Origin of the sequence: Siccirubricoccus phaeus (assembly GCF_008360935.1) — a bacterium.
In the GTDB taxonomy this organism is placed as follows: Bacteria; Pseudomonadota; Alphaproteobacteria; order Acetobacterales; family Acetobacteraceae; genus Siccirubricoccus; species Siccirubricoccus phaeus.
The window spans coordinates 68,036-92,774 of the sequence record NZ_SRXO01000010.1 but is presented as its reverse complement, the minus strand read 5'-3'; the positions used below and the strand labels follow the sequence as shown (position 1 = coordinate 92,774).

The 24,739-nt window shown below is 72.7% G+C and carries 21 protein-coding genes and 1 pseudogene; 11 read left to right on the top strand and 11 right to left on the bottom strand.

Going from position 1 to position 24,739, the window contains the following annotated elements:
* The first annotated feature begins 2 nt into the window (after window positions 1-2).
* Window positions 3-158, top strand: a complete 156-nt coding sequence (locus E5N76_RS29540; protein ID WP_187830191.1) for a hypothetical protein — start codon at window positions 3-5, stop codon at window positions 156-158.
* A 245-nt stretch (window positions 159-403) separates the two neighbouring features.
* On the opposite strand, the gene E5N76_RS15365 is transcribed toward E5N76_RS29540, so the two are convergent.
* Window positions 404-1,234 carry an aldo/keto reductase gene (locus tag E5N76_RS15365; protein ID WP_149538198.1) on the bottom strand — a complete coding sequence of 277 codons (831 nt, stop codon included), beginning with the start codon at window positions 1,232-1,234 and terminating at the stop codon, window positions 404-406.
* 36 nt (window positions 1,235-1,270) lie between these two features.
* Here E5N76_RS15365 and E5N76_RS15360 point away from each other — a divergent pair, with 36 nt between their 5' ends.
* Window positions 1,271-1,897: a hypothetical protein gene (locus E5N76_RS15360; protein WP_149538197.1), complete on the top strand. Its 627-nt coding sequence runs from the start codon at window positions 1,271-1,273 to the stop codon at window positions 1,895-1,897.
* A gap of 219 nt (window positions 1,898-2,116) precedes the next feature.
* On the opposite strand, the gene hpnH is transcribed toward E5N76_RS15360, so the two are convergent.
* Together hpnH and ispH are read right to left on the bottom strand one after the other, a co-directional pair.
* Complete coding sequence (hpnH, locus tag E5N76_RS15355) at window positions 2,117-3,301, bottom strand: adenosyl-hopene transferase HpnH (RefSeq protein WP_149538196.1); 1,185 nt, start codon at window positions 3,299-3,301, stop codon at window positions 2,117-2,119.
* A 205-nt stretch (window positions 3,302-3,506) separates the two neighbouring features.
* The gene (gene ispH / locus E5N76_RS15350) at window positions 3,507-4,451 is read right to left on the bottom strand and encodes a 4-hydroxy-3-methylbut-2-enyl diphosphate reductase (RefSeq protein ID WP_149538195.1); all 945 of its coding nucleotides are present in this window, start codon (window positions 4,449-4,451) and stop codon (window positions 3,507-3,509) included.
* A gap of 309 nt (window positions 4,452-4,760) precedes the next feature.
* Here ispH and E5N76_RS15345 point away from each other — a divergent pair, with 309 nt between their 5' ends.
* Both E5N76_RS15345 and E5N76_RS29535 read left to right on the top strand, forming a co-directional pair.
* Window positions 4,761-5,114, top strand: a complete 354-nt coding sequence (locus E5N76_RS15345) for a copper resistance CopC family protein (protein WP_207791987.1) — start codon at window positions 4,761-4,763, stop codon at window positions 5,112-5,114.
* Window positions 5,114-6,772, top strand: a complete 1,659-nt coding sequence (locus E5N76_RS29535; protein ID WP_187830189.1) for a CopD family protein — start codon at window positions 5,114-5,116, stop codon at window positions 6,770-6,772. The genes E5N76_RS15345 and E5N76_RS29535 overlap by 1 nt, the downstream gene beginning before the upstream one ends.
* A 179-nt stretch (window positions 6,773-6,951) precedes the next feature.
* Here E5N76_RS29535 and E5N76_RS30535 read toward each other — a convergent pair.
* Window positions 6,952-7,062, bottom strand: a pseudogene (locus E5N76_RS30535) (VapC toxin family PIN domain ribonuclease); the annotation flags it as partial.
* A gap of 269 nt (window positions 7,063-7,331) precedes the next feature.
* Here E5N76_RS30535 and E5N76_RS15335 point away from each other — a divergent pair.
* From E5N76_RS15335 to E5N76_RS15325, 3 genes are all read left to right on the top strand, one after another.
* A complete protein-coding gene (locus E5N76_RS15335) occupies window positions 7,332-9,947 on the top strand; it encodes an MMPL family transporter (protein WP_149538194.1) in 2,616 nt (871 codons plus the stop codon).
* A gap of 375 nt (window positions 9,948-10,322) precedes the next feature.
* Window positions 10,323-11,825, top strand: a complete 1,503-nt coding sequence (lnt, locus tag E5N76_RS15330) for an apolipoprotein N-acyltransferase (protein WP_235907718.1) — start codon at window positions 10,323-10,325, stop codon at window positions 11,823-11,825.
* Between the two features lie 235 nt (window positions 11,826-12,060).
* Window positions 12,061-12,510, top strand: coding sequence for a helix-turn-helix domain-containing protein (locus E5N76_RS15325; protein ID WP_149538193.1), 450 nt, complete (start codon window positions 12,061-12,063; stop codon window positions 12,508-12,510).
* 504 nt (window positions 12,511-13,014) lie between these two features.
* On the opposite strand, the gene E5N76_RS15320 is transcribed toward E5N76_RS15325, so the two are convergent.
* Window positions 13,015-13,521 (bottom strand): DUF2244 domain-containing protein, encoded by a 507-nt coding sequence (locus E5N76_RS15320; RefSeq protein ID WP_187830188.1) that lies wholly within the window; start codon window positions 13,519-13,521, stop codon window positions 13,015-13,017.
* A 59-nt stretch (window positions 13,522-13,580) separates the two neighbouring features.
* Between E5N76_RS15320 and nth the strand changes: the two genes are divergently transcribed.
* Window positions 13,581-14,300 carry an endonuclease III gene (nth, locus tag E5N76_RS15315; RefSeq protein ID WP_408021708.1) on the top strand — a complete coding sequence of 240 codons (720 nt, stop codon included), beginning with the start codon at window positions 13,581-13,583 and terminating at the stop codon, window positions 14,298-14,300.
* Between the two features lie 40 nt (window positions 14,301-14,340).
* Here the strand turns inward: nth and E5N76_RS15310 are convergent, their stop codons facing one another.
* Window positions 14,341-15,075 (bottom strand): UdgX family uracil-DNA binding protein, encoded by a 735-nt coding sequence (locus E5N76_RS15310; protein WP_149538191.1) that lies wholly within the window; start codon window positions 15,073-15,075, stop codon window positions 14,341-14,343.
* 33 nt (window positions 15,076-15,108) lie between these two features.
* On the opposite strand from E5N76_RS15310, the gene E5N76_RS15305 reads away from it, so the two are divergent.
* Window positions 15,109-15,507 carry a hypothetical protein gene (locus E5N76_RS15305; protein WP_149538190.1) on the top strand — a complete coding sequence of 133 codons (399 nt, stop codon included), beginning with the start codon at window positions 15,109-15,111 and terminating at the stop codon, window positions 15,505-15,507.
* Between the two features lie 150 nt (window positions 15,508-15,657).
* Here E5N76_RS15305 and E5N76_RS15300 read toward each other — a convergent pair whose 3' ends face one another.
* Window positions 15,658-16,629, bottom strand: a complete 972-nt coding sequence (locus E5N76_RS15300) for a tripartite tricarboxylate transporter substrate binding protein (RefSeq protein WP_149538189.1) — start codon at window positions 16,627-16,629, stop codon at window positions 15,658-15,660.
* Between the two features lie 568 nt (window positions 16,630-17,197).
* On the opposite strand from E5N76_RS15300, the gene E5N76_RS15295 reads away from it, so the two are divergent.
* Both E5N76_RS15295 and E5N76_RS15290 read left to right on the top strand, forming a co-directional pair.
* Window positions 17,198-17,743, top strand: a complete 546-nt coding sequence (locus E5N76_RS15295) for a PadR family transcriptional regulator (RefSeq protein ID WP_235907717.1) — start codon at window positions 17,198-17,200, stop codon at window positions 17,741-17,743.
* Window positions 17,743-18,069: a DUF2218 domain-containing protein gene (locus E5N76_RS15290; RefSeq protein WP_149538187.1), complete on the top strand. Its 327-nt coding sequence runs from the start codon at window positions 17,743-17,745 to the stop codon at window positions 18,067-18,069. Before E5N76_RS15295 ends, E5N76_RS15290 begins: the two co-directional genes overlap by 1 nt.
* Before the next feature lie 331 nt (window positions 18,070-18,400).
* Here E5N76_RS15290 and dnaJ read toward each other — a convergent pair whose 3' ends face one another.
* From dnaJ to E5N76_RS15270, 4 genes are all read right to left on the bottom strand, one after another.
* Window positions 18,401-19,561 (bottom strand): molecular chaperone DnaJ, encoded by a 1,161-nt coding sequence (gene dnaJ / locus E5N76_RS15285; RefSeq protein WP_149538186.1) that lies wholly within the window; start codon window positions 19,559-19,561, stop codon window positions 18,401-18,403.
* Between the two features lie 244 nt (window positions 19,562-19,805).
* Entirely contained in the window at window positions 19,806-21,764 is a 1,959-nt protein-coding gene (gene dnaK, locus E5N76_RS15280; RefSeq protein ID WP_149538185.1) for a molecular chaperone DnaK, read from the bottom strand.
* Window positions 21,765-22,026: 262 nt separating this feature from the next.
* Window positions 22,027-22,632 carry a nucleotide exchange factor GrpE gene (gene grpE, locus E5N76_RS15275; protein WP_149538184.1) on the bottom strand — a complete coding sequence of 202 codons (606 nt, stop codon included), beginning with the start codon at window positions 22,630-22,632 and terminating at the stop codon, window positions 22,027-22,029.
* A gap of 26 nt (window positions 22,633-22,658) precedes the next feature.
* On the bottom strand, window positions 22,659-24,656 hold the full coding sequence (locus E5N76_RS15270) for an ATP-binding protein (RefSeq protein ID WP_149538183.1): 1,998 nt from the start codon (window positions 24,654-24,656) through the stop codon (window positions 22,659-22,661).
* Window positions 24,657-24,739: the final 83 nt, after the last annotated feature.

Genomic DNA, 24,739 nt, shown 5'->3' with positions numbered 1-24,739 from the left:
ACATGCCAATAGGGCTTCTGATCCGGGCGTTGCTCCTCGCCAGCCTGCTGGCGCTGATCCCGCTGCTCTTCGGCGCGCCGGGCGGCTTTCCGCCGCTGCGGTATTCCCCGCCGGCCGAAACCGCCCCGGACCGGATCGCCACGGCGCAACTGCCCTGAGCAACTGCCCTGAGCAACTGCCCTGAAGGGCCGTAGCACGGGCCGCTGATCCGCCCCCGCCCACGACGGGGCCTGCGCAACCTGCCGTCCCGCGCTGCCCGTTGCCCTGGCGCGGCTTTGCCGCGACAGGCTGTGCGAGGCCCCGATCGCAAGACATTCATGGGCCCCACGGCGCCGCGCCAGCGGCCGCCTGGGGCGAAACCCGGGGCCCCCATGAAGCCGCGTCAGCGGCTTCATGGGGAAAATCAAAGCATGGCCAAGGAACGCTTCCGGCCGGGCGGCGGGAAGGCGGCATCGAGCGCGGCCAGCGCCTCGGCATCGGGCACCAGATCCCGCGCGGCAGCGTTCAGCTTCACATGCGCCGGATCCGCCGCCTTCGGGATGCTGATCACCCCCTCCCCCCGCAAGGTCCAGGCCAAAGCAAGCTGCGCCGGCGTCACCCCCAGCCGCTTCGCCTGCTGCACCAGCACGGGCTGGCGCAGCAGCCGCCCGCCCTGGCCCACCGGGGAATAGGCCATCACCGGCATGCCGCGCTGCCGGCAGAAGGGCAGCAGGTCGTATTCCACCCCGCGATGCTCCAGGCTGTAGAGCACCTGGTCCGCCGCACACTCCGGCAGCGCCGGGCCCAGCTCCTCCAGATCATCGACATCGAGGTTGGAGACGCCCCAGCGGGCGATCTTCCCCGCCGCAAGCGCCCGCTCCATCGCCGCCACCGTCTCGGCCAGCGGGATGGAGCCGCGCCAATGCAGCAGGTAGAGGTCGAGCCGCTCCACCCGCAGCCGCTTCAGGCTGCGTTCCAGCGCCGCCTCCAGCTTCCGCCCGCCGGCATTGTGGGGATAGACCTTGGAGACGAGGAACACCTCCTCCCGCCGTCCCGCGATCGCCGCCGCCACCACCTCCTCGGCGCCGCCCTCGGCATACATCTCGGCGGTGTCGATCAGCGTCATGCCGAGGTCGAGGCCGAGGCGGAGCGCGGCCGCCTCCTGCGCCCGGTCGCTGCCGCGCTCTCCCATATGCCAGGTGCCCTGGCCGAGGGCCGGCACAAGCGCGCCGTCCGGAAATGTCACCATCCGCATGTTGCCGCCTCCCTCACCCTGGCTATCATCCGCGTCATGTGGCGCCCCGCAAGCTTTCTGCTCCTGCTCGCCTGGCTCGGCCCGGCCGCGGCCCAGGCCCCCACCGAGATCGGGAGCTGGCGGCTGCGCTGCGCCACCGACCGGATGACCGACCGCAGCACCTGCCAGATGCGCCACCGGGACTGGGCGGAGCCGCCCGCCGGCGCCACCCCCGGCCTGGCGCTGGAGGTGGTGGATCGCGGCGGCCGCCTGGTGCCGGCGGTGACGGCGCGGGACCTGACGCTGGACGGCGTCTCCCGCGGGGTGCTGGCGCTGACCGGCACGGCGCAATTGCGCTTTCCGCCGCACCCCATGCTGGAATTGCCCTGCGGGCTGGAGGGCCGCTCCCTGATCTGCGCCCCGCGCGCGGAGGATGCGGCGCGGGCGGAGCAGGAGTTGCTGGCGGCGGAGACGGCGCTGGTGCGCATCACCGGCCTCGGCAGCGGCGGCAGCAGCCTGGCGGAGCCCGCCGAGCTGCGGCTTGCCGGCACCCGGGAGGCGGTGGCCCGCTTCGCCCGGGACGCCCCGCCGGCGGCGGCGGCGCCGGAGCGCAATCCCAGGGGAAGCGAGGGGGTGGAGGGGCCGGAGTTGCTGCAGCGACTGCTGCGTCGCTTCGGGTGGTAGGGGGGCTCCGCCCCCGGGCCCCGGCAGGGGGCTCTGCCCCCTGCACCCCCGCCGGGGACCGGACCGGTCCCCGGACCCCGGTATGAGTTTGCGGTTGAACCCACGGGTCTGAAATTCGCACCGGGGTCCGGGGAGGCGTATCCTCGCCGGCGGAGGTGCAGGGTCGCGGGCACTGCCCGCGACGACCTCCTGCCGGGGGGCTCGGGGGCGGAGCCCCCGTTATTCCGCCGCCACCGCCGGCGGCGCCGTCCCGCCATGCTTGGCGCCCTTCACCGGGGCCCGCTTGGACGGAGCGTCGTGCGCCAGCTCCGCCATGGTCTTCTCCACATGCCGGCTGAACACGTATTCCGCCGGGCGCTGGTTCGTCAGGTCGATCTCCGGCGCCATCTCGCCCGTCACCTTCGGCCCGCGGAGCTGCGCCGCCAGCGCCTTCCAGGGGCGCTTCACCGTATCCACCACCGCCGTCGCCTCGAAGCCGCTATGCACCATGCAGTCGGCGCATTTTTCGTAGTTGCCGGTGCCGTACTTGTCCCAGTCGGTGGTCTCCATCAGCTCCCGGAAGCTCTTCGCATAGCCCTCGCCCAGCAGGTAGCAGGGGCGCTGCCAGCCGAAGATGTTGCGCGTCGGGTTGCCCCAGGGCGTGCAGTGGTAGCTCTGGTTGCCGGCGAGAAAATCGAGGAAGAGCGGGCTGTTGCCCATCTTCCACCCCTTCCCCTTGCCGCGGGCGAAGATGCCGCGGAACAGCTCCTTCGTCTTCCGCCGGTTGAGGAAGTGCTGCTGGTCCGGCGCCCGTTCATAGGCATAGCCGGGCGAGACCATGATGGCGTCGACGCCCATCGCGGTGACGTCGTCGAAGAACCGCGCCGTCCGCTCCGGCTCGGCATTGTTGAACAGCGTGGCGTTGATGGCGACGCGGAAGCCCTTCTGCTTCGCCAGCGTCAGCGCCTTCACCGCGCGGTCGTACACGCCCTTCTGGCTCACCGCCCAGTCATGCTGCTCCCGGTCGCCATCCAGGTGGATGTCCCAGGTGAAGCGCGGATGCGGCTTGTACTGCTCGATCCGCTTCTCCAGCAGCAGGGCGTTGGTGCAGAGGATGATGATCTTGCCGCGCGCCAGGATCTTCTCGACGATCTCCGGCATTTCCTTGTGCAGCAGCGGCTCCCCGCCGGCGATCGCCACCACCGGCGCGCCGCATTCATCCACCGCCTGCAGGCATTCCTCCACCGAGAGGCGCTTGTTCAGGATGGGGTCCGGGTAGTCGATCTTGCCGCAGCCGGCACAGGCCAGGTTGCACTTGAACAGCGGCTCCAGCATCAGCACCAGCGGGTAGCGTTTCCGCCCGGCCAGGTGCTGTTTCAGGATATAGGCGCCGACCTTCACCTGCTGGCGCAGCGGGATACCCATCTGGTGTCTGCTCCTGCCTCTTTACGGGCCGGGCCTGGCTGGGGTGCCGCCCCTGGCTGATCCGACCGGGGCGACTGTCGCGCCGCCGTCATGTTGCGCTGCACTTCAGGGTTCGGGGCGGCCGGGTCAAGGCGCGGCAGGCGGGAAGCAGAACGGCGTGGCAGGAATGCCGCGCTCGCCGCCCCGCCCGCCGCCGCCGCGGGGCTCAGCTCGCGGCGCTCGCCTCCGGCGTCAGCAGGGCGACGGGCAGCTTGAACTGCACATCCTCGATGATGCCGGGCAAGGTGGAGACCTCCACCGGCCCCAGCCTTCCGAGCGCCGCGATCACCTCCTGCACCAGGGTCTCCGGCGCCGAGGCGCCGGCGGTGAGGCCGATGGTCGCCACCCCTTCCAGCCATTCCGGACGGATCGCGGCGGCATCGGGGATCAGGTGGCACGGCACCCCCTCCTCGGCCCCGATCTCCGCCAGGCGGTTGGAGTTGGAGCTGTTCGCCGAGCCCACCACCAGCAGCAGCTCCACCTGCCGCGCCAGCGCCCGCACCGCGGATTGGCGGTTCTGGGTGGCGTAGCAGATATCCCGCGTGTCCGGCCCGACGATGTCGGTGAAGCGCGCCTTCAGCGCCTCGATCACCGCCCTTGTGTCGTCCACCGAAAGCGTGGTCTGGGTGACGAAGGCCACCGGCCGGTCGGGCGGGATCGGCAGTCGGGCGACCGCCTCGGCGGAGCCGACCAGATGCACCTCCCCGGGGATCTGCCCCAGCGTCCCCTCCACCTCCGGATGCCCGGCATGGCCGATGAGGATGACGGTGCGCCCCTGCGCCAGGTAGCGCCGCCCCTCGGCATGCACCTTGGAGACCAGCGGGCAGGTCGCATCCAGCACCGGCAGGCCGCGCAGCGCCGCCTCCTGCTCCACGGCGCGGGCGACGCCATGGGCGCTGAACACCGTGACCGCGCCCGGCGGCACCTCATCCAGTTCGTTGACGAAGCGGGCGCCCTTGGCTTCCAGCGTCTGCACCACCCGCTTGTTGTGGACGATCTCATGGCGGACGAAGACCGGGGCGCCGTATTTCTCCAGCGCCCGTTCCACGATCTCCACCGCCCTGACGACGCCGGCGCAGAAGCCCCTTGGCTGCGCCAGAATGATCCGCATCACCCCCGCCCCCTACCCCTGGGCACTCTCCGACCAGGTGGCATCACCTGATCGGGGATTGCTCTAAAAACGCCTGTCTGGAGCAGCTCATATCCGGCCGGCAGCAACCGCTCCGCGGTTCCACCCGATCGGATGCCGCCCCGGGTCCGCCCCCGGCCGCAGACCGTTCCGCATCGCAATCCCTTGCGCTCCGCCTCTTTTGCGGCACCTTGCCGCCGCGTTGCAACCGGGGAGTAGCATCCCCGGGGGCGCCGCGGCCGCCCCCTGAAGGAGACTGCCTTGTCCCGCACCCGGCTTGCTTGTCTGTTGGTGACATTCGCCGCCCCGCTGCTGCTGCTGAGGCCGACTCCGGCCGCCGCACATGCGGTGGTGATCGGCTCCAGCCCCGCCGCCGCCGCGGTGCTGCCGGCCCTACCTGGGACCGTCACGATCCGTTTCAATAGCCGCATCGACCATGCCCGCAGCCGGCTGCTGCTGGTGCCGCCGGAAGGCGAGCCGCTGGCGCTGGCGCTGGCCCCCCCCGGCGAGCACACGGTGCTGGAGGCGGCGATTCCCCCCAGCCTGCCGGCGCCCGCGGGCGGCTGGCGGCTGCGCTGGCAGGTGCTGGCGATCGACGGCCATATCACCCGGGGCGACATCCCCTTCCGGCTCGGCACGCCCTGATGGAGCAATTCCTCGATCTTTACGGCTTCATCAATGTGGTGCTGCAGGTGGTGGAGCTCACCGCCCGCACCGCGCTGCTGGGCGGCATCGCCTTCTGGCTGCTGGTGGCGATGCCGCTGGCGCCGCTGATGCCGCCCGGCGATGCCGCGGCGGCGCGCGGCCTGGGGCGGCGGCTGGTGCTGTGGGGCGCAGCAGCCGGGTGCCTGGCCACGCTGGCGACGGGCGGGCTCGGCCTCGCCGCCCTGGCGGCGACCTTGGACGCGCCCTTCGGCGTGCTGCTGGGGGCGGATTTCGTCTTCGCCGCCGGGCTGGCGATGCTGGCGCAATTCCTCCTGCTGCTGCTGGCCCTGCCCGGGGCCCGGCCCAGCCCGGGACGGCAGGCGGCGCTGGCCGTCGCGGCGCTCGGGCTGCTGGGCGCCGTCACCGCCGGCAGCCACGCCCTGGCGCGGGAGGAGGAGCGGGCCCTGCTGCTGGCCGCGACGGCCAGCCACCAGGCGGGGGCGGCGCTCTGGATCGGCGGGCTGCCGGCGCTGCTCGGCGCGCTGCGACGGCTGACGCCGGCCTCGGCGCGGGCGGTCGGGCGGCGCTATTCGGTGCTGGCGGCTGGCGGCGTCGGGCTGATCCTGCTCGGCATCCTCGGCTTCTGGCGCGGCTATATCGGCGAGGTGGAGGCGGTGTACGGCACCGCCTATGGCGCCATGTCCGGCACCAAGGCGGTGATGCTGGTGCTGCTGCTGGCGCTGGGCGGGGCCAATTTCCTCTTCCTGCACCACCTCCAGACGGCGCCGGAGGGGCTGCTGCGGGTCCGCCGCTTCGTCGAGAGCGAGATGCTGATCGGCCTCGCCATGCTGGCCGTCGCCGCCTCCCTCACCTCCGTCCCGCCGGCCGCCGACCTGACGGAGGACCGGGTGACCTGGGGCGAGATCGTCGAGCGCTTCACGCCCGCATGGCCGCGGCTGACCTCGCCAAGCCATGCCGATCTGGCGATCCCGGCGCTGCAGGCGCAGCTCGATACCGAATGGCAGCAGCGCCAGGCGGCGCAGCGGCCGCAGGCCTTCACCCCGGGCGAGGGGCTGCTGCCGCCGCGCAACGCCCAGGACATCGCCTGGAGCGAGTACAACCACCATTGGGCCGGCATCATGGTGCTGCTGGTGGGGCTGGCGGCGCTGCTGGACGCCTCCGGCAGGGTGCCGCTGGCGCGGCACTGGCCGCTGCTGTTCCTGGGGCTGGCCGGCTTCATCCTGCTGCGGTCCGACCCGGAGGCCTGGCCGCTCGGCGAGATCGGGCTGCTGGAGAGCCTGCGCGACCCGGAGGTGGTGCAGCACAAGATCGCGGCGCTGCTGGTGGTGGGCTTCGCCATCGCCGAATGGTGGGTGCGGCTGGGGCGGGTGACGGGCGGGCTGCGCTTCGTCTTCCCCGCCGCCATGGTGGCGGGCGGCGTGCTGCTGCTGGCGCATACCCATGCCATCTCCAACCAGAAGGAGGCGCTGCTGGTGGAGCTCTCCCACCTGCCGCTGGCGGTGATGGCGGTGGTGGCCGGCTGCGCCCGGTTCACCGAGCTGCGCGGGCCGGAGCGGCTGGCCCGGGTGGCGCGTTGGGTCTGGCCGGGGGCGCTGGTGCTGATCGGGGTGCTGCTGCTGCTGTACCGGGAGGCATGACGTCCCCACGACGTCGCCACGCGACGCCGTGGGAGCCCGGTATTCGCCCGCGATCGAGGCCAGTCGCAGCCTGGCGCGGCAAGGCCGCGCCAGGGCAAGGGGCGGCGCAGGCCGTGAATTGTCAACCGGAAACTATCCAGGCCGTATCGGCCTCCCGCGGATGCGCCCCCGCCCTTGCCTCAGGGCGGCGCCAGCCAATCCTCGGACCGCAGCCCTGCCACCCGCCGGAACTCGCCGAGATCGCCGGTGACCACGACCAGGCCCCGGCTCCGGGCATGGCCGGCGACACGGCCATCGCCCCTTGGATATACCCGAAGTATATCCCTTCCGAAGCTCCTGCTGCCATTGCCTCCTGCCCGGTTCGGCCTCACCGCACGGGCCGGGCACGCCGTCTCGCTGCGGTTCCGCACGGCAACAGGTGTTCCCCTTCTCCCGCCCCGGGGCTAGGAGGCGCCGCCATGCCAGACACGGCCCTTCCGATTCCGCCCTCGCCGCAGGCGGCGCGCCGCACTCCCGCCATCCTGCGAGGGCCGGCGCCGCAGGTGACTCCGCCCCAGCCATGACCACCGCCTGGCCGGCGCGCCTCGCCGCCGCGCTGGTCCGCGCCAGCATCGCGCGGCCGCGCCTCGTCCTGCTGCTCTCCCTCCTGCTCGGCGCCTGGTCCTGCTGGGTGGTGGCGACGCGCTTCGCCATGGACACGGATGTGGTGAACCTCTTCCCCCCCGACCTGCCCTGGCGGCAGACGGAGGAGGCGATGGACGCCGCCTTCCCCAACCGCACCGATGTCATCGCCGTGGTGCTGGACGCCCGTACCCCGGACGAGGCCGACCGCGCCGCCGCCCGCCTCGCCGAGGCGCTCTCCACCCGCAAGGCGCTGTTCCACAGCGTCTCCCGCCCCGGTGCCGAGCCCTTCTTCCGCCAGAGCGCCCTGCTCTTCCTGGAGGAGAAGGAGGTGCAGGCGGCGACGGAGCGGATCATCGCCGCCCAGCCCCTGCTGGGCACCCTGGCCGCCGATCCCAGCCTGCGCGGCCTCGGCAAGGCACTGGAATTGCTGGCGGAGGGGCTGAGGCGGGGGGAGGGCGACCGCGCCCTCACCGCCCCGGCGCTGGCCGCGCTGACCGCAGCGGCGCAGCAGGCGGCGGCGGGGAAGGTGGCGCCGGTCGATTGGGCCGCCCTCTTCACCGGCCAGGCCTCGGACCCCTCGATGCGCCGCCGCTTCCTGCTGCTGCGGCCGGTGCCGGATTACAGCGCCCTCGCCCCCATCGCCGACGCCATCGAGACGGTGCGGGCCGAGGCGCGGCGCCTCGGCCTGACCGAGGAGAACGGCATCCGCGTCCGCCTCACCGGCGACCTGGTGATGGGCGACGAGGAATTCTCCACCGTCTTCGGCGGCGCCATTGCGGAGAACATCCTCTCCCTCCTCTCCGTCGCCCTGCTGCTCTGGCTGGGGCTGCGCTCCGGGCGGCTGATCTTCCCCATCCTCGGCACGCTGGTGCTGGGGCTGCCCATCACCGCCGCCTTCGGCCTGCTGGTGGTGGGGCCCTTCAACCCGCTCTCCATCGCCTTCGCCGTGCTGTTCATCGGCTTCGGGGTGGATTTCGGCATCCAGTACGCGGTCTGCCTGCGGGAGCAGCGGCACCGGCTGCAGGACCAGCCCTTGCCCGCCGCCCTCATCGCCGCCGCCGGCACGGCGGGGGAGGGCATCGCGCTGGCCGCCCTGGCCCTCGGCGTCGGCTTCCTCGCCTTCCTGCCGACCGATTACCGCGGCCTTTCGGAGCTCGGCCTGATCGCCGCCGCCGGCATGCTGATCGCCGTCCTCATCAGCCTCACCACGCTGCCCGCCTGGCTGGTCTTCACCCGGCCGAAGGCGGAGAAGGAGGGGGTGGGCTATGCCATGCTCGCGCCGCTGGATTCCTGGCTGGCACGGCATGCCAGGGGCGTCGCCGCCGCCGCGCTGCTGGTGGGGGTGGGCTGCGTGCTGGCCCTGCCGCTGCTGCGCTTCGACACCAACCCGCTGAACCTGCGCAACCCGCATACCGAAGCGGTCTCCACCTTCCGCGAGCTGATGCGGAACCTGGACACCACGCCGAACACGCTGGAAGCCCTGGCCGCCGACCTGCCCGCGGCCGAGGCCCTGGCGCGGCGGCTGGAGGCGCTGCCGGAGGTGGCGGATACCCTCACCCTCCCCAGCTACGTGCCGCAGGACCAGGCGCCGAAGCTCGCCCTGATCCGCGACGCCGCCGACCTGCTGGGCCCGACGCTGGAATTGCCGGAGACCGAGCCGCCGCCGGATGATTCGGCGGCGGCCGGGGCCCTGGTCAAGGCCGGGACGGCGCTGCGGGAGGTGGCGGCGCCGCTTTCCCAGGCGCTGCTGCGGCTGGCGGAGGGCGGCCCGGCCGGCCGCGCCCGGCTGGCCGCCGCCCTGCTGCCGGGGCTGCAGGACACGCTGGCGACCCTCCGCCTGGCCCTGCAGGCCGCGCCGGTGACGGTGGAGACCCTGCCGGAGAGCCTGAAGCGCGACTGGATCGCGGCGGACGGCAGGGCACGCGTGGAAATCCGGCCGCGCGACCTCTCCGACCGGGCGGAGGCCATGGCGGCCTTCGCCGCCGCGGTGCGGCGCGTGGCGCCGGCGGCGAGCGGCACGGCCATTTCGGTCCAGGCCAGCTCCGCCACCATCCAGCGCAGCTTCCTGGTGGCGGGGACGCTGGCCACCGGGCTGACCGTGCTGCTGCTGCTGGTGGCGCTGCGGTCCTGGCGGCTTTCCCTGCTGGCCCTGGCGCCGCTGGCGCTGGCGGGGCTGCTCACCCTCGTCACCTGCATCCTGATCGGGATGCCGCTGAACCTGGCGAACATCATCGCCCTGCCGCTGCTCTTCGCCCAGGGCGTCGCCTTCGACATCTACTACGTGGCGGCCTGGCGGCATGGGGAGCGGCGGCTGCTGCCCTCCTCCCTGACCCGGGCGGTGCTCTACAGCGCGCTGACCAACGGGACGGCCTTCGGGACCCTGGCGCTCTCGAACCATCCCGGCACGGCCAGCATGGGGGTGCTGCTGACGATGAGCCTGCTCTATGCGCTGGTGGCGGTGATGCTGACCCTGCCGGCGCTGCTGCCCCTGTTCGCGGAGCCGGTGGGGCGCGCCGCCCCCACCCCGCCGGGTGCTGAGTCGGCAGGCTGAACCCACGGACCGGAAACTCGGACCGGGGTCCGGGGCTGGCTCCCATAGGCGCGAGGTTAAGCGATAACGGGATGAAGTCGGCCGGGTGGGAATGGGGGCTTCGCCCCCAGCCCCCGGCAGGAGGTCGTCGCGGGCAGTGCCCGCGACCCTGCACCTCCGCCGGGGGAAGGCTTCCCCCGGACCCCGCCGTGAGTCGGCTGGTTGAACCTGCGAGGCATAAAACTCCCACCGGGGTCGGGGGACTCTCCCCGGTTGGGGGGTCGGCCGCCCTGCGTCCAAGGGCAAAGTCCCCGACTTCCGGACTTCGTGCAGATGGGGCAGAGCCCCCTGACGGAGCCCCATTGACCGCCGCCCCTGCCCCGCCCTACTGGCCGCGTGCCTCCGCTCCTCCTCGCCTTCGGCCTCGGCCTGATGTCTGCCCTGGCCCTGCCGCCCGTGCACGCCGTGCCCGTGCTGCTCCTCGCCATCCCCGGCCTCATCCGCCTGGTCGTTGCCGCGCCGAGCTGGCGCCGCGCCGCCTGGCTGGCCTTCGCCTGGGGCTGGGGGCACAGCCTGGCGGGCATCTACTGGGTCACCCATGCCATCCTCACGGATGTCGAGCATTTCTGGTGGCTGGTGCCGCTGGCCGCGCCCGCGCTGGCCATTCCCCTGGCCCTCTTCGTCATTCCCCCGGCCCTGGTCGCCCGTGCGCTGCCGCCCGGCTGGCGGCGCCTTTCCGGCTTCGCCGGCGCCTGGGTGCTGGCGGAGCTGGCCCGCGGCTTCCTCTTCACCGGCTTCCCCTGGAACCTGCTCGGCACGGTCTGGGCCTTCGCCGCCCTGCCGGTGCAAGGCGCCGCCATCATTGGCGTGCATGGGCTTTCCCTCGTCACCCTGCTGCTGGCCGGCCTGCCCCTGCTGCCCGGCTGGCGGCCCTGGGCCGCGGGGGCGGCGGTGCTCGCCCTCTTCGCTGGCTTCGGCGCCTGGCGCCTGGCGCAGCCCCAGCCCGAGCCGCCCGGGCTGCAGGTCGCGCTGGTGCAGGGCAATATCGCGCAGGAGGTGAAATGGCGCCCGGAACAGCGCCTGCCGAATTTCCACCACTACCTGGAGTTGACGGAGCAGGCCAGCCGCGCCGTGTCCGAAGGCCTGCCGCTCGCCGTCATCTGGCCGGAGACCGCCAGCCCCTTCCTGCTCGGCCAGGACCCGGAGGCCATGCGCCTGGCCGCCGGGGCGCTGCGGCCCGGGGCCTGGCTGCTCGGCGGCACGGTGCGGGCGGAATGGGGGCCGGGCGGGGCGCTGGAGCATCTGTACAACAGCCTCACCGTGCTGGATTCCGCGGGGGAGGTGCGCGCAAATTACGACAAAGCGCATCTGGTGCCCTTCGGGGAGTACATGCCGCTCTCGGGCCTCATCCCCATCCGCATGGTGACGGGGGGGATGGATTTCTCCGCCGGCCCCGGCCCGGTGCTGCTCTCGCCCCCCGGCCTGCCGCCCTTCGGCGCCCTGATCTGCTACGAGGTGATCTTCCCCGCCGCCGTCACCCCCAGCCCGCGCCCGGCCTGGCTGGTGAACATCACCAATGATGGCTGGTTCGGCATCTCGGCCGGGCCCTGGCAGCATCTGGCGACGGCCAGGCTGCGGGCGGTGGAGGAAGGGCTGCCCCTGGCGCGGGCCGCGCAAACCGGGGTTTCCGCCCTGTTCGATGCCCGGGGCGAAAGGCTGCTGATGCTGCGGCTGGGGGAGGCGGGGGTGGTGGCCGGCCCGCTGCCCGGGGCCTTGCCGCCGACGCCCTTCGCCCGCTGGGGATTGCTGCTGCCCCTGGTCCTTGCCGTGCTGGCGCTGGGGCTGGCCCTGGGTTTGGGCGGGCTGCCACGCCGGCCCGGAATCGCAACAACTCCCTGAGAATCAATATCAACTTTACGTGGCAAGACGGGTTGTATCCCGATCTGCTAGACCGCTCGCCCCGCGAGTGTGATCTTTATTGAGAATTCTCAAAAGTATTGACGCTTTCCTAATGCTCCCGTAAAAGGAGTCCATCGCCGACGGGCCGCCGGTCTCCCCAAGCGCTCGCCGACGTCCGCCTTTTAACCGGGACTTTCAGCCCTCGAGGGGTTGGCGCGCTATGGGATCGACGGCGATGGCAACTGAGGAAGGCGTGGACCGCGTCGAACGCGAGCATCGCCCTAGCCCCATCGATGTGCATGTCGGCGGCCGCGTCCGGCTTCGCCGCACCCTGCTCGGCATGAGCCAGGAGAAGCTCGGCGAGGCCCTCGGCCTGACCTTCCAGCAGGTGCAGAAATACGAACGGGGGGTGAACCGCATCGGCGCCAGCCGGCTGTTCGACCTGGCCCGGGTGCTGGACGTGCCGATCGGCTTCTTCTTCGACGACATGCCGGATGCGCTCGGCGGCGGCATGAACACCATGCGCCGCGCCATCGGCTTCGCCGAGCAGCAGGAAGGCTTCGAGGACGACACCCTGCACCGGCGGGAAACGCTGGAGCTGGTGCGGGCCTATTACCGCATCACCGACAGCTCCGTCCGCAAGCGGGTCTTCGAGCTCATCAAGAGCCTGACGCCCACGGACTAGTTCCCCGCCGCGGCGCCACGAGGGCTGCGGGGAGACGACCGGCGTCGCGCGCAGCCGGCCATGGCAAAGCCGCGGCCGGCACCGGGCGCTCCGGTCGCGCCCCGGGGGGTTTCGGCCGGCCTGTACGGGCCTGGCCAGCTACCCTGGGTTGAATCGGCCGTCATCCTTCGCGCCGCGCGACCCGGCCGCACCCGCTCGTGCTGCGCCGTCACGGGTCCAGCCAAGCCGCCTGCAATGGCGTGGCCGCCATGCCCCGGCCCCAGCCGCTCATGCCGTCCCGTCGGCCCCGGCCAGCCGCTGGTAGCCGCGCCGGGCCGCCCTACCAGTCAGGCCGCTGGAGCCGCGCCGGGCGGCACGGGCGGGGTCCGGCCGCCTCGGGCTCTCGCTGGCCGCCCTTGGTCCGTCCCAGCCGCCGGGGTTCGCCGCCGGGGCCCCGCGGGCCGGGCGCCAGTGCCCGCCCCCCGGGGCCGAAGTCCCTCCGGGCCGTGCCAGCCGCCCGGCGCCTCAGCCCCGCAATTGCGGATTGTCGAATACCGGCTCGCGCCAGCGGCGCAGCGCGCCCTCCAGCGCCTCCGCCAGGTCGCGCTTCTGCGCCTCCCCCAGAAGCCGCCCGATCTCGATCGCCTGGCCCCGCCGCCGCAGCACCAGCAGGCTGACCCGGCCCGGCCGCTCCTCCAGCCGCAGCCGGGTCCAGTAGGGGTCCAGCACCAGCTCCTCCCGCCGCCCGCTGGCATCGGTGCGGCTGATAGTCAGGGCGCCCTCGGTCAGCACCAGCACCTCCATCGCCCGGGCCGACCAGCGCCGGTGCAGCGCCAGCAGCCCCAGCACCAGCATCGCCTCCCCGCCGGAAAAGCCGAGGATCGGCCAGGCCCCAAGCCAGAGGAACAAGCCGCTGGTCAGCGCCGAGGCCGCGCCGAGCGCCAGGCATACCGCCAGCATCCCCCGCCGCCCCAGGCTGCGCGCGGGGGTGCAGATCGCCTCGAACAGGACGGGATCGGTACGGGATGACATGGGCGCCATCATCTGGGATAGGCGGGGTTCCCCGCTACCCCCCTTGCCCGAGCGCCCGCATGCCCCGCGCCCCTGCCAAGCCCGCCACGCCGCTGCACGGCACGGCCGATGCCCCCCGCCGTGCCCGGCGCATGTCGGCGGAGCAGGCCGCCGCCTTCATCCGCGCGCTCGCCGTCGCCAACCCGGCGCCGGAGACGGAGCTGGTGTACGAGACGCCCTTCACCCTGCTGGTCGCCGTGGTGCTTTCCGCCCAGACGACCGATGCGGCGGTGAACAAATGCACCCCTGCCCTCTTCGCCGCCGCCCCCACCCCGGCGGCCATGGCGGCGCTGGAGGCGGAGGGGATCGCCCCCTATATCCGCCGCATCGGCCTCTGGCAGGGCAAGGCGAAGAACGTCGCCGCCCTGGCGGCCCAGCTCGTCGAGAAGCATGGCGGCGAGGTGCCGCGCGACCGGGCGGCGCTGGAAGCCCTGCCGGGGGTGGGGCGGAAGACCGCCAATGTGGTGCTGAACGTCGCCTTCGGCGAGAACACCATGGCGGTGGACACGCATATCTTCCGCCTCGGCAACCGCACCGGCCTGGCGCCGGGCAGGACGCCCCGCGAGGTGGAGGACGGCCTGATCCAGCGCTGCCCGCCGGAGCTGCTGCGGGACGCGCATCACTGGCTGATCCTGCACGGCCGCTATGTCTGCAAGGCCAGGGCGCCGGAATGCTGGCGCTGCGTCGCCGCGGCGCATTGCAATTACCGGGACAAGGTGCTGGCGCCGCCGGCGCGGTAGGGCCCGCCCCGACCTGGCGGCGGCAAGGCGGTGCGGCGCGTCACGCCGCCTCCCGCTTCGCCGCCTGCAGATCCGCAACGAAGCGGGCATATTCCCGCGCCTTGCTCTCGGCATCCGGCAGGCGCAGCAGGTAGCTGGGATGCACGGTGGGAAGGAGGCGGATGCCATCCGGCGCCGTCAGCACCGCGCCGCGCGTCTTGCCGATCGGCATCGGCTTGCCGGTCATCGCCCGCAGCGCGGTGGCGCCGAGCGTCACCACCAGGCGCGGCCCGACCAGCCTGATCTCCCGCTTCAGGAAGGGGCGGTAATAGGTGATGTCGCCGGCATCCGGGCTCTGATGCAGGCGCCGCCGGCCGGTGGGCTTGAATTTGAAGTGCTTTACCGCATTGGTCACATAGGTCTGCGGCCGCTCGATCCCTGCCTCCAGCAGCGCCCGGTCGAAGAGGCGCCCGGCCGGGCCGACGAAGGGGCGGCCGGCCAGATCCTCCTCATCCCCCGGCTGCTCGCCGAGGAAGAAGAGCGGCGCGCCGGGCGGGCCCTCGCCGAACACCATCTGGGTCGCCTGCGCCGCCCAAGGGGGCAGGTCGTTGCGCCTGGCCAGCTCCTCCCGCAGGGCGCGGAGTCCGGTGGCGGGGTCCTCGGCGGCGGCGAAGAGATCGGCGGGCATGTCCGCGGCAACGTCCGGCAGGGGCGGCAGATGCATGCGGCGCCGGCGGCCCGGCATGCGGCCTTGCGGCAGCGGGCTGCCGCTGGCCGCTGGGTCCGGTCGTTCCATGCAACCTTTCCCGGGCCGGCGGATTAACCGGGCATGCGCAGCCTCCTCCTCGTTCTCGCCCTCCTCCTCGCCGCCCCCGCCCTGGGCCAGGAACCCGCCTGGCTGAATGCCGACCAGGTCCGCATCATCCTGCAGGCGCGCGGCTTCACCGATGTGGAGGGGCTGGAACGGGAGGGCGGCGATTACGTGGTGCGCCGGGCCAGGCGCTACGGCCAGCCGGTGCAGAACCTGCGGCTGGACGCGCTGACCGGCCTGCCGCGCGAGACCCCGCCCCTGACCGAGCGGGAGGCCGCGGCCATGCTGCGCGACCGCGGCTATACGGAGGTGCAGCCGCTGGGCCGCGAGGGCGATATGATCCGCCTGCGCGCGAAGCGGGAGGGCGCGGCGGTGGAGCTGGCGGTGGATGCGCGCACCGGGACGGTGCGGCAGTAGTAGGGGCGGCGCGGGGACGGGGTGCCGCCGGGGCGCGGCGCTGATGGCCAGGGCCGGGGGCAACCAGACAGGGCCGCCCCCCGCGCCCCAGCCGCATCGCCTCCCGGCGGCCGGCAACCCCCTCGCCGCACCCGGCGCCAGGCGGTGGCCTCAGCCCTCCAGGGTGAGATTCAGCCGGTGCACCATCGCCTTCTCATACTCCACCCGCTCCGTCAGGAAGCGGCGGTAATCCTCCGTGTTGTAATAGACCAGCGGCATGTCGAATTGGGCGCGGACCCTGGCGTTCTCCGCGTGGAACAGCGCGTCCTTCATCACGTCATGCAGCACGCGGACGATGCCGGGATCCATGCCCTTCGGGCCGCTGACTCCATAGGGGCTGGTCACCTCCATGTCGTGCCCCAGCTCCTTCAGCGTCGGCACGTTGGGGAAGCGGGCGACGCGCTCCGCGGTCCAGACGGACAGCGCGCGCATCTGGCCGGACTCGCAGAAGGGGGCCCAGACGCTGCTGTCGCAGATCATGTCCACCTGGCCGGCCAGCACCGCCGTCACCCCCTCGCTGGCGCCGCGGAAGGGGATGTGCGTCACCTCGAACCCCGCCTGTTCCTGCAGCGTCTCCATGGCCAGGTGGTTGGTGGTGCCGATGCCGCTGGTGCTGTAGGTCAGCTTGCCCGGGTTGCGGCGGGCGTAGTCCACCATCTCCGCCCAGGATTTGAAGGGGCTGTCCGCCTTCACCGCGGTGCCGAACAGCCAGCCGGTCAGGCCGATGATGTGGGTGAAATCGGCGATCGGGTCCCATTGCGGCGTGCGCATCATCCAGGGCCGGCGCAGCACGGAAAGATGCATCTGCGTCAGGCTGTAGCCATCCGGGCGGGCCTGCTGGGCGACGGTCATCGGGCCCAGCGTGCCGCCCGCGCCGGCACGGTTCTCCGCCACCACCGGCTGGCCGAGGGCGCGGCTGGCGAGGTCGCAGATGGAGCGGAGCTGGGCGTCCGAGGAGCTGCCGGCGGGCCAGGGGATGACCAGGCGGATCGGCCGGTCCGGGAAGCGGGGCTGCGCCAGGGCGGGGGCGGCGAGGGCGGCGGCGCCGAAGGCGAGGGCGCTGCGGCGGGTGAGATGGATCATTCCTGGAGCGTCTCCGGCTGGTCGAGCCTGGCAGATGGGGTGGTCCGGCACCGCTTGGCAAGCCTGCCATGGCGCGCGCTGCCGCGTCCCCGGCCGCGCGGCCGGGTGCGCGATGGCCGGATGGCCGGGCTGCCCTGCCCCGGTCCTGAGGGCTGGCCCGCGCAGCCTGTCCCACGGATGCCCACCGCGACCTGCTTTCGCCGAGGCGCGCTTTCGCATGCGCGCACCTCAAGCCCCAGTCCTGAAGCCGTTGCCGCGCCCGGGACGCAGCCGCGCGTCGTGCGAGTAGCACGCTTCCGACACGACGCCGGGTGCCGCTGCGCGGCATCCCTCGATGCGGCAACGGCTCCCATGGTCCCGCACAAGGTCGCCTGCGACGGTGCCGAAGGCGCCCCTGAAGCACCTTCCTCCCGCGGAAAGGCCGTGCCGCCCCTGCCGCCAGCAATGCCCCTTGCTTCCGAGTGAGTTTAGATATATCTAAATAGCGTCTGAAACACTCGAAGGGAGGAGCATCATGTTCCACCGACACCCACATTGCGGCCATCACCGCCACCCTCGTCATCCCGACATGCAGGACCGCCGCTTCGCCCGCGGCGAGCCAGGGCTCGACGGCCCCTTCGGCCATCGCCGCTATGGCGGCCGCGGCGGCCTCGGCCGGTTCTTCGCCCATGGCGATCTCCGCCTGGTCCTGCTGCAGCTCATCGCGGAGAAGCCGCGGCATGGCTATGAGCTGATCAAGGCCATCGAGGAGAAGGTCGGCGGCGCCTACAGCCCGAGCCCCGGGGTGATCTACCCGACCCTGACCCTGCTGGAGGAGCTGGGCTACGTCACCGCCAGCGCCGAGCCGGGCGGCACCCGCAAGCTGCTGGACATCACGGCGGAAGGCCGCGCCTTCCTCGCCGCCAACCAGGCGGCGGTCGAAGCGCTGCTGGCCCGCATGGCGGAGGCCGCGGACCGCCATGGCGGCGAGCCCGCGCCGCAGATCCTGCGCGCCATGGAGAACCTGAAGCTCGCCCTCCGCCTCCGCCTCGGCCGCGGCCGGCTGGACGAGACGGCCGCCAATGCCATCGCCGCCGCGCTGGACGAGGCGGCGCGCGCGGTGGAGCAGAGCTGATGCCCACCGCCCCCGGGGCCGCCCCCTGGCTGGTGGCGGAGGCGCGCTTCCCCACCGCGGCGGCCGGCCGCTATCTCGGCCAGCTCTGCACGCATTTCGGCCACCGCATCCCGGCGGTGCGGGAAGGCGATCGCGGCAGCCTGGAATTCCCCGACGGGCTCTGCACCTTGGAGGCCGATGCCGAGGCGCTGCGGCTGCGCCTCTCCGCGGCGGATGCCACGGCCCTGGCCCGGCTGCAGGAGGTGGTGGGCAGCCACCTGCTGCGCTTCGCCTTCCGCGAAGCGGCGACGGCGCTGGACTGGCAGCGGCAGGATCCGGCGCCCTGACCCCGCCGCGCGGCGGCCCAGGCAAGGGGCCTGCCCTTGAGCGGGACCGACGCCGGCCGCCGGCCTGGCGCTGCAGCCTTTGGGATCAGGCCACGGGCCTTGCCATCCGTGACCTGTTCAGCCGCGATGCTCGCCGGAAGCCCGGCGCGCCTCGCGGTCGGAACACCGGCCGCGCGCGGCCGCCCGGGCCAGAGCGGGATCGGTTGAGCTGCGCTCACCCGCCCCGCTCCAGAGCGGTTTCACGCTGACTGTGCAGCGCGAAACCACCCTAGCTCATGGATTGTAGAGCAGATTCACGCCTCCGGGCGATGCCGCCCTCCGGCGATCTGCTCTAGCGCCCGAGCCCGTCCCAGAACGCCGCCACCTTGGCGAAGAAGCCCTCCGCCTCCGGGCTGGACTTCCCGCTCTTCGTCGCCTCCTGCTCGAAGGCCTCCAGCAGCTCGCGCTGCTTCGGCGTCAGGTTCTGCGGGGTCTCCACCGAGACCTGCACGAACATGTCGCCCCGCGCCGCGCTGCGCAGCACGGAGAAGCCCTTGCCGCGCAGCCGGAACTGGTCGCCCGCCTGGGTGCCGGCCGGGATGCTGACCTTGGCCCGGCCGCCATCCACCGTCGGGACTTCCACCGCCCCGCCCAGCGCCGCCTGGGTCATCCGCAGCGGAACGCGGACATAGATATTGGCGCCGTCTCGCTGGAAGATCGGGTGCTGCCGCACCCCGACATCCACATAGAGGTCGCCCGCCGGCGCGCCGCGCAGCCCGGCCTCGCCCTCGCCGGCCAGGCGGATGCGGGTGCCGTCCTCCACCCCCGCCGGGACGGAGACGTTCAGCGTGCGGTCGCGCTGCACCCGGCCGGCGCCCTGACAGACCTTGCAGGGATTCTTGATGATCCGCCCGGTGCCGGAGCAGGTCGGGCAGGTCCGCTCGATCAAGAAGAAGCCCTGCTGCGCCCGCACCTTGCCGGCGCCCTGGCAGGTGGGGCAGGTCTGCGCCCCGCCGCCGCTGCCGGGCTCCGCCCCGGTGCCGGAGCAGGCCTCGCAGGCGACGCTGCTCGGCACCCTGATGGTCTTCTTGGTGCCGGCGAAGGCTTCCTCCAGCGTGATCTCCACGGTAGTGCGCAGATCGGCGCCGCGGCCGCTGGCCTGGCGCTGCCGGCCGCGCCCCTGGCCGCCGCCGAAGCGGCCGAACATCTCCTCGAAGATGTCCTCGAAGCCGGCGCCGAAGGGGTTGCCGCCCTGGAAGCCGCCCGCCCCCGGCCCGCCGCCGCCCTGATCGAAGGCGGCATGGCCGTAGCGGTCATAGGCCGCCCGCTTCTCGGCGTCCTTCAGCACGTCATAGGCCTCGTTCAGCTCCTTGAACTTGGCCTCGGCCTCCCGGTCACCCTGGTTGCGGTCAGGGTGGTACTTCATCGCAAGCTTGCGATAGGCCCTCTTCAGGTCGTCCTCGGTGGCGTCCCGCTGCACGCCGAGGATCTCGTAGAAATCGCGCTTGGCCATGGTCAGGCTGTGATCCCGTCAGCGAGAAACCCGTGCCGCACCCCCCGGACAGGCATACGCCCGGCCCCAGAGCAGCGCCCCCGCGGCGGAACCGCCATGCGGTTCCACCGCGGGGGCCAAAGCTGCTCTGGCACCATGTCCTCCAGAGCACGACCTCCCGTCCGGCTGGTCCCCAGCCGGACGGGGCGTGCTCTGGGCGGGCACCGGGCGCCACCCTTCCTCACAGCGCGGCGGTTCCGCGAGCTTAGCTCGGCTTCTTCTTGGTGGGGTCCACTTCCTCGAAGTCGGCGTCCACCACCTTGTCGTTGCCGCCCCCTGGGCCGCCGCCCGGGCCGCCAGCCCCCGCGCCGCCGGACGGGCCGCCCGCCGTGCCGCCGCCGGCGGCCTGCTCGGCCGCCTGCTGCGCCTTGTACAGCGCCTCGCCCAGCTTCATCGCGGCCTGGGAGAGCTTCTCCCCGGCCTCCCGCTGGGCATCGGCATCCGTACCCTCGAGGGCGGTGCGGGCGGCGGCCAGCGCCGTCTCCACCTCCGCCTTCTCGGCCGGGCCGGCCTTGTCGCCATTCTCCTTCAGCGTCCTCTCGGTGCTGTGGATCAGCGCCTCAAGCTGGTTGCGGGATTCCACCTGCTCGCGGCGCTTCCTGTCGGCTTCCGCATTCGCTTCCGCCTCCTTCACCATCCGCTCGATATCCGCATCCGAGAGGCCGGACCGGGCCTGGATCTTGATCTGCTGCTCCTTGCCGGTCGCCTTGTCCCGCGCCTGAACCGAGACGATGCCGTTGGCGTCGATGTCGAAGGTGACCTCGATCTGCGGCACGCCGCGCGGCGCCGGCGGGATGCCCTGCAGGTCGAAATTGCCGAGCAGCTTGTTGTCGGCGGCCATCTCCCGCTCGCCCTGGAAGACCTTGATGGTCACCGCGGTCTGGTTGTCATCCGCCGTGGAGAACACCTGCGACTTCTTGGTCGGGATCGTCGTGTTGCGGTCGATCAGCCGGGTGAACACGCCGCCCAGCGTCTCGATGCCCAGCGACAGCGGGGTCACGTCGAGCAGCAGGACGTCCTTCACCTCGCCCTTCAGCACGCCGCCCTGGATGGCGGCGCCGATGGCGACGACCTCGTCCGGGTTGACGTTGCGGGCCGGCTCCTTGCCGAAGAACTGCTTCACCACCTCGATGACCTTGGGCATGCGGGTCATGCCGCCGACCAGGATCACCTCGTCGATCTCCCCGGCGGTGAGCTGCGCATCCTTCAGCGCCTGCTTGCAGGGCTCAAGGGTCCGCTGGATCAGGTCATCGACCAGCGCCTCCAGCTTCGCCCGGGTCAGCGTCATCACCAGGTGCTTCGGCCCGGAGGCGTCGGCGGTGATGAAGGGCAGGTTCACCTCGGTCTGCTTGGAGGAGGACAGCTCGATCTTCGCCTTCTCGGCGGCCTCCTTCAGCCGCTGCAGGGCGAGCTTGTCGCCGCGCAGGTCGATCCCCTGCTCCTTCTTGAACTCGTCGGCCAGGTAGTCGATCACCCGGGCGTCGAAATCCTCGCCGCCGAGGAAGGTGTCGCCATTGGTGGACTTCACCTCGAAGACGCCGTCGCCGATCTCGAGCACCGAGACGTCGAAGGTGCCGCCGCCGAGGTCGTAGACCGCGATCGTGCCGCTGTTCTTCTTGTCCATGCCGTAGGCGAGCGCCGCCGCCGTCGGCTCGTTGATGATGCGCAGCACCTCGAGGCCGGCGATGGCGCCGGCTTCCTTCGTCGCCTGGCGCTGGGCGTCGTTGAAGTAGGCGGGGACGGTGATGACGGCCTGGGCGACCTTCTCGCCGAGATAGGCCTCGGCGGTCTCCTTCATCTTGGTCAGCACATGGGCGCTGATCTGCTGCGGCGCGTATTTCTGGCCCTCGACCTCCACCCAGGCATCGCCATTGTCGGCGCGCACGATCTTGTAGGGGACGAGGCCGATATCCTTCTTGACCATCGGGTCGTCGAAGCGCCGGCCGATCAGCCGCTTCACGGCGTAAAGGGTGTTGCTCGGGTTCGTCACCGCCTGGCGCTTGGCGCTCTGGCCCACCAGCCGCTCGCCGTTCTTGGCGAAGGCGACCATGGAGGGCGTGGTGCGGGCCCCTTCGGCGTTCTCGATGACCCGGACGTCCTTGCCTTCCATGATGGCGACGCAGGAGTTGGTCGTACCGAGGTCGATGCCGATGACTTTGCTCATTCCGTACTTCTCCTTCGCGGCGGGCGGGGCTGGCCCGGAAGAGGCGCCGATCCCCGTCCCCTGACTGAGCCGGCCAGGGGCCGGACCTTATGGCCGGCTTCCTGACGGGCGGTTTCAGTGGAGCGCCGCTGGTCGGACGACCAGCGATGCTGGCGATGTATTGGCGCCCCTTCCCCGGAACAAGGGGGGATCGGCACCGTGTGATGAAAAATTGGGCGGCCGCCGGGGCCTGGCCGGCATGGCTTCGGCTCGCCCGGGGCGGCTAACCCTTCTGCGCGCCCCCCGCCGCGACCACCACCATGGCCGGCTTCAGCAGCCGCCCGTTCAGCGTCCAGGCCGGGGTCCAGGCCTGCAGCACCGTGCCGGGGGCGACGCCCTCGGGCGCCGGCTGCTCCGCCATCGCCTGGTGCAGCTCCGGGTCGAAGGGCTGGCCCTGGGCGTCCTGCCGGGCGATCCCATGGCGCTCGAGGATGCCGAGGAAGCTGCGCTCCACCCCCTCGAACCCCTCGCGCAGCTTGGTCAGCAGCTCCGGCTCGCCCTCCCGCGGCGCGGGCAGGGCTTCCAGGCCGCGGCGGAGATTCTGTGCGGCCTCCACCACATCGCCGGCGAATTTCTGGATGGCGTATTGGCGGGCATCCTGCACCTCCCGCTGGGTGCGGCTGCGCAGGTTCTGCATCTCCGCCTCGGAGCGCAGCCAGCGGTCCCGCATCTGGGACAGCTCGGCCTCCAGCGCGGCCAGGCGGTCCTCCGTGGCGGGGCCGGCCGCGCCAGGCGCCCGGTCCCGCGGGGCCTGGTCCTGCGGGGCCTGGTCGGTCTCGGGGGCGCCCGTCTGGGACGGGTCGGGCAGCTTCTCGGCAGGGTCGCTCATTGATCTCTTTGCGAAGGCGCTAAGGGCTATGGGGCAGCCGGCCCGGTCGTCCGGGCCGCAGTCCCGGCCTCAGGTAGTCTTTGCCAGGGGCCAGGGCAACCGCCCCCCGATGCCCTCCCTGGTGCCAGGGCCGTGCAGCCCGTGGGCAGGCCGGCCGGCCGTGCCGCCTCCCACCCCGGCCGCAGCCCCAGGCCGGCGGCGGTCCAGACCCGGGCCAGCTCCCCGCCGCCGCCCGGCGCCGCCGGCAGCCAGAGCAGGATGGTGCAGCCGCGGCCCGGCCCCTCGCTCGTCACCTGCATGGCCCCGCCGGCGCCGTGGGCGAAGGCGCGGACGGAAGCCAGGCCGAGCCCGGTGCCATGGCCCTGCTTGGTGGTGAAGAAGGGCTCCGCCGCCCGGGCCAGGGTGGCCGGGTCCATGCCGATGCCGCTATCCGCCATGCTGATCCGCGCCTGGGCCTGGCTGGCGCCGAAGCCGAGCGGCGGCGGCGCCCCGGGCGGCACGCCTTCCAGCCGCACCCGGATGGGGCCGCCCCTCGGCATGGCATCCCGCGCATTCAGCGCCAGGTTGAGCAGCGCCGCCTCCAGCTCCGCCGGGTCGCCCACCACGCGCGGCGGCAGGTCGCGCCGGTCCACCTCCAGCGTCACCGGGTAGCCGGCCGGCAGGGTGCGGCGCAGCAGCTCCACCGCGGCGCGCAGCGCCGCCTCCGGCTCCAGCACCGCCGGGGCGTTGCGGGGCTGGGCGCCGCGGCGGGCCATGCGCAGCATGCGGTCGGTCAGCAGGGCGCCGCGCCCGGCCGCCGTCGCCACCATCTCCAGCAGCTCGGCGGCGCGGCGGGTATCTCCGGCTTCCAGCGATTTGCGGGCCAACCGGGCGCCGGCCCGCACCGCCTGCACGGTGTTGCGGAAATCATGCGCCACGCCGGCGGCGATCTGGCCCAGCGCTTCCAGCCGCTGGGTCTGGCGCAGCGCCGCCTCCGCCTCCGCCCGCCGCTCCGCCTCCGCCTGGCCGCGCTGCAGCGCCACCGCCTCCCCGCGGGCGCGGCGCTGCGCCACCGCGGTCAGCCAGAGCAGCAGCAGCATGGCGGTGGCGGCGATCATGCCGCTGTTCAGCGCTTCCCGCCGCCACAGGGCGCGCGGCCCCTCGGGGTTCTGGCCATAGACCACGGAGACCGGATGGTCCGGCAGATGGCGGACCAGGTAGCGCCGGGTGCGGCCGTCGAAGGGCGAGGGCCCCTCCACCGGCCCGGCGGCCGCCAGCGCGGCGGCAAGGCCGTCCGCGGCGTGCAGGGTGGGCGGCGCCGCGGCATCGGCCGCCGCGGGCTGCGACGGGTAGCTGGCCAGCAGCGCGCCGTCCTCCCGCCGCAGCAGCGCCACCTCATCCCCCGCCGCGCCGACCAGCCGGGCATAGACGGCGGTGAAATCCGCCGGGCGGAAGCTGGTCCACAGCGCCCCGCCATCCGGCCGTCCATCGGCATCCCGGCGCGGCCGGCTGTAATGGAAGAAGGGCCGCCCGCCGGCGGGGCCGGCCATGGGCGGAGAGACATAGGGGCCGGGCGCCGGCCCCCGCTGCCGCAGCAGGAAGGCTCGCCCCGCCAGGCCCACCGGCCGGGCCGGGCCGGGCGGGTTGCCCTGCAGCGCCGCCTGGCCGTCCGGCGCCGCCAGGCCGAGATTGCCGGTGCCCGGCGTGCTGCGCACCAGATAGGCAAGCATCTCCGCCAGCGGCGCGTCCGCCAGGATCTGCGGCCAGGGCATGCCCCGGATCTGCCATTGCAGCGCGGCGAGCAGCGCATCCTGGGTCTCGAAGGCACGGCGGGCATGTTCCTGCAGCAATTCCACCCGGCGGACCAGCTCGGCCGCCGCTTCCGTCTGCACCCGCCGCCAGCTCTGGCCGGTGGCGAGGGCGAAGGCCAGCAGGGGCAGCGCCACCGCGGCCACCCGCAGCGGCCAGAATGCGCCCTTCCCGGCGAGGAGCTCCCTGGCCCCCTGCCGCCACCGCCTCGGATCGGCAGGTTGGGCGTTCTGCATCGGCATAGGATTTGCGTAAACCGGATCGCGGGCCGAAAGCCATCGTGTTCGCCACGGAATGCCTTACGTTATCGCGACGGTTC

Excerpts from the sequence above, each read along its gene's own strand:
- E5N76_RS29540 (WP_187830191.1), top strand. The coding sequence starts at position 3 with ATGCCAATAGGGCTTCTGATCCGGGCGTTGCTCCTCGCCAGCCTGCTG.
- E5N76_RS15365 (WP_149538198.1), bottom strand. The coding sequence starts at position 1,234 with ATGCGGATGGTGACATTTCCGGACGGCGCGCTTGTGCCGGCCCTCGGC.
- E5N76_RS15360 (WP_149538197.1), top strand. The coding sequence starts at position 1,271 with ATGTGGCGCCCCGCAAGCTTTCTGCTCCTGCTCGCCTGGCTCGGCCCG.
- hpnH (WP_149538196.1), bottom strand. The coding sequence starts at position 3,301 with ATGGGTATCCCGCTGCGCCAGCAGGTGAAGGTCGGCGCCTATATCCTG.
- ispH (WP_149538195.1), bottom strand. The coding sequence starts at position 4,451 with ATGCGGATCATTCTGGCGCAGCCAAGGGGCTTCTGCGCCGGCGTCGTC.
- E5N76_RS29535 (WP_187830189.1), top strand. The coding sequence starts at position 5,114 with ATGGAGCAATTCCTCGATCTTTACGGCTTCATCAATGTGGTGCTGCAG.
- E5N76_RS15335 (WP_149538194.1), top strand. The coding sequence starts at position 7,332 with ATGACCACCGCCTGGCCGGCGCGCCTCGCCGCCGCGCTGGTCCGCGCC.
- E5N76_RS15325 (WP_149538193.1), top strand. The coding sequence starts at position 12,061 with ATGGCAACTGAGGAAGGCGTGGACCGCGTCGAACGCGAGCATCGCCCT.
- E5N76_RS15320 (WP_187830188.1), bottom strand. The coding sequence starts at position 13,521 with ATGTCATCCCGTACCGATCCCGTCCTGTTCGAGGCGATCTGCACCCCC.
- nth (WP_408021708.1), top strand. The coding sequence starts at position 13,581 with ATGCCCCGCGCCCCTGCCAAGCCCGCCACGCCGCTGCACGGCACGGCC.
- E5N76_RS15310 (WP_149538191.1), bottom strand. The coding sequence starts at position 15,075 with ATGGAACGACCGGACCCAGCGGCCAGCGGCAGCCCGCTGCCGCAAGGC.
- E5N76_RS15305 (WP_149538190.1), top strand. The coding sequence starts at position 15,109 with ATGCGCAGCCTCCTCCTCGTTCTCGCCCTCCTCCTCGCCGCCCCCGCC.
- E5N76_RS15300 (WP_149538189.1), bottom strand. The coding sequence starts at position 16,629 with ATGATCCATCTCACCCGCCGCAGCGCCCTCGCCTTCGGCGCCGCCGCC.
- E5N76_RS15295 (WP_235907717.1), top strand. The coding sequence starts at position 17,198 with ATGCAGGACCGCCGCTTCGCCCGCGGCGAGCCAGGGCTCGACGGCCCC.
- E5N76_RS15290 (WP_149538187.1), top strand. The coding sequence starts at position 17,743 with ATGCCCACCGCCCCCGGGGCCGCCCCCTGGCTGGTGGCGGAGGCGCGC.
- dnaJ (WP_149538186.1), bottom strand. The coding sequence starts at position 19,561 with ATGGCCAAGCGCGATTTCTACGAGATCCTCGGCGTGCAGCGGGACGCC.
- dnaK (WP_149538185.1), bottom strand. The coding sequence starts at position 21,764 with ATGAGCAAAGTCATCGGCATCGACCTCGGTACGACCAACTCCTGCGTC.
- grpE (WP_149538184.1), bottom strand. The coding sequence starts at position 22,632 with ATGAGCGACCCTGCCGAGAAGCTGCCCGACCCGTCCCAGACGGGCGCC.
- E5N76_RS15270 (WP_149538183.1), bottom strand. The coding sequence starts at position 24,656 with ATGCAGAACGCCCAACCTGCCGATCCGAGGCGGTGGCGGCAGGGGGCC.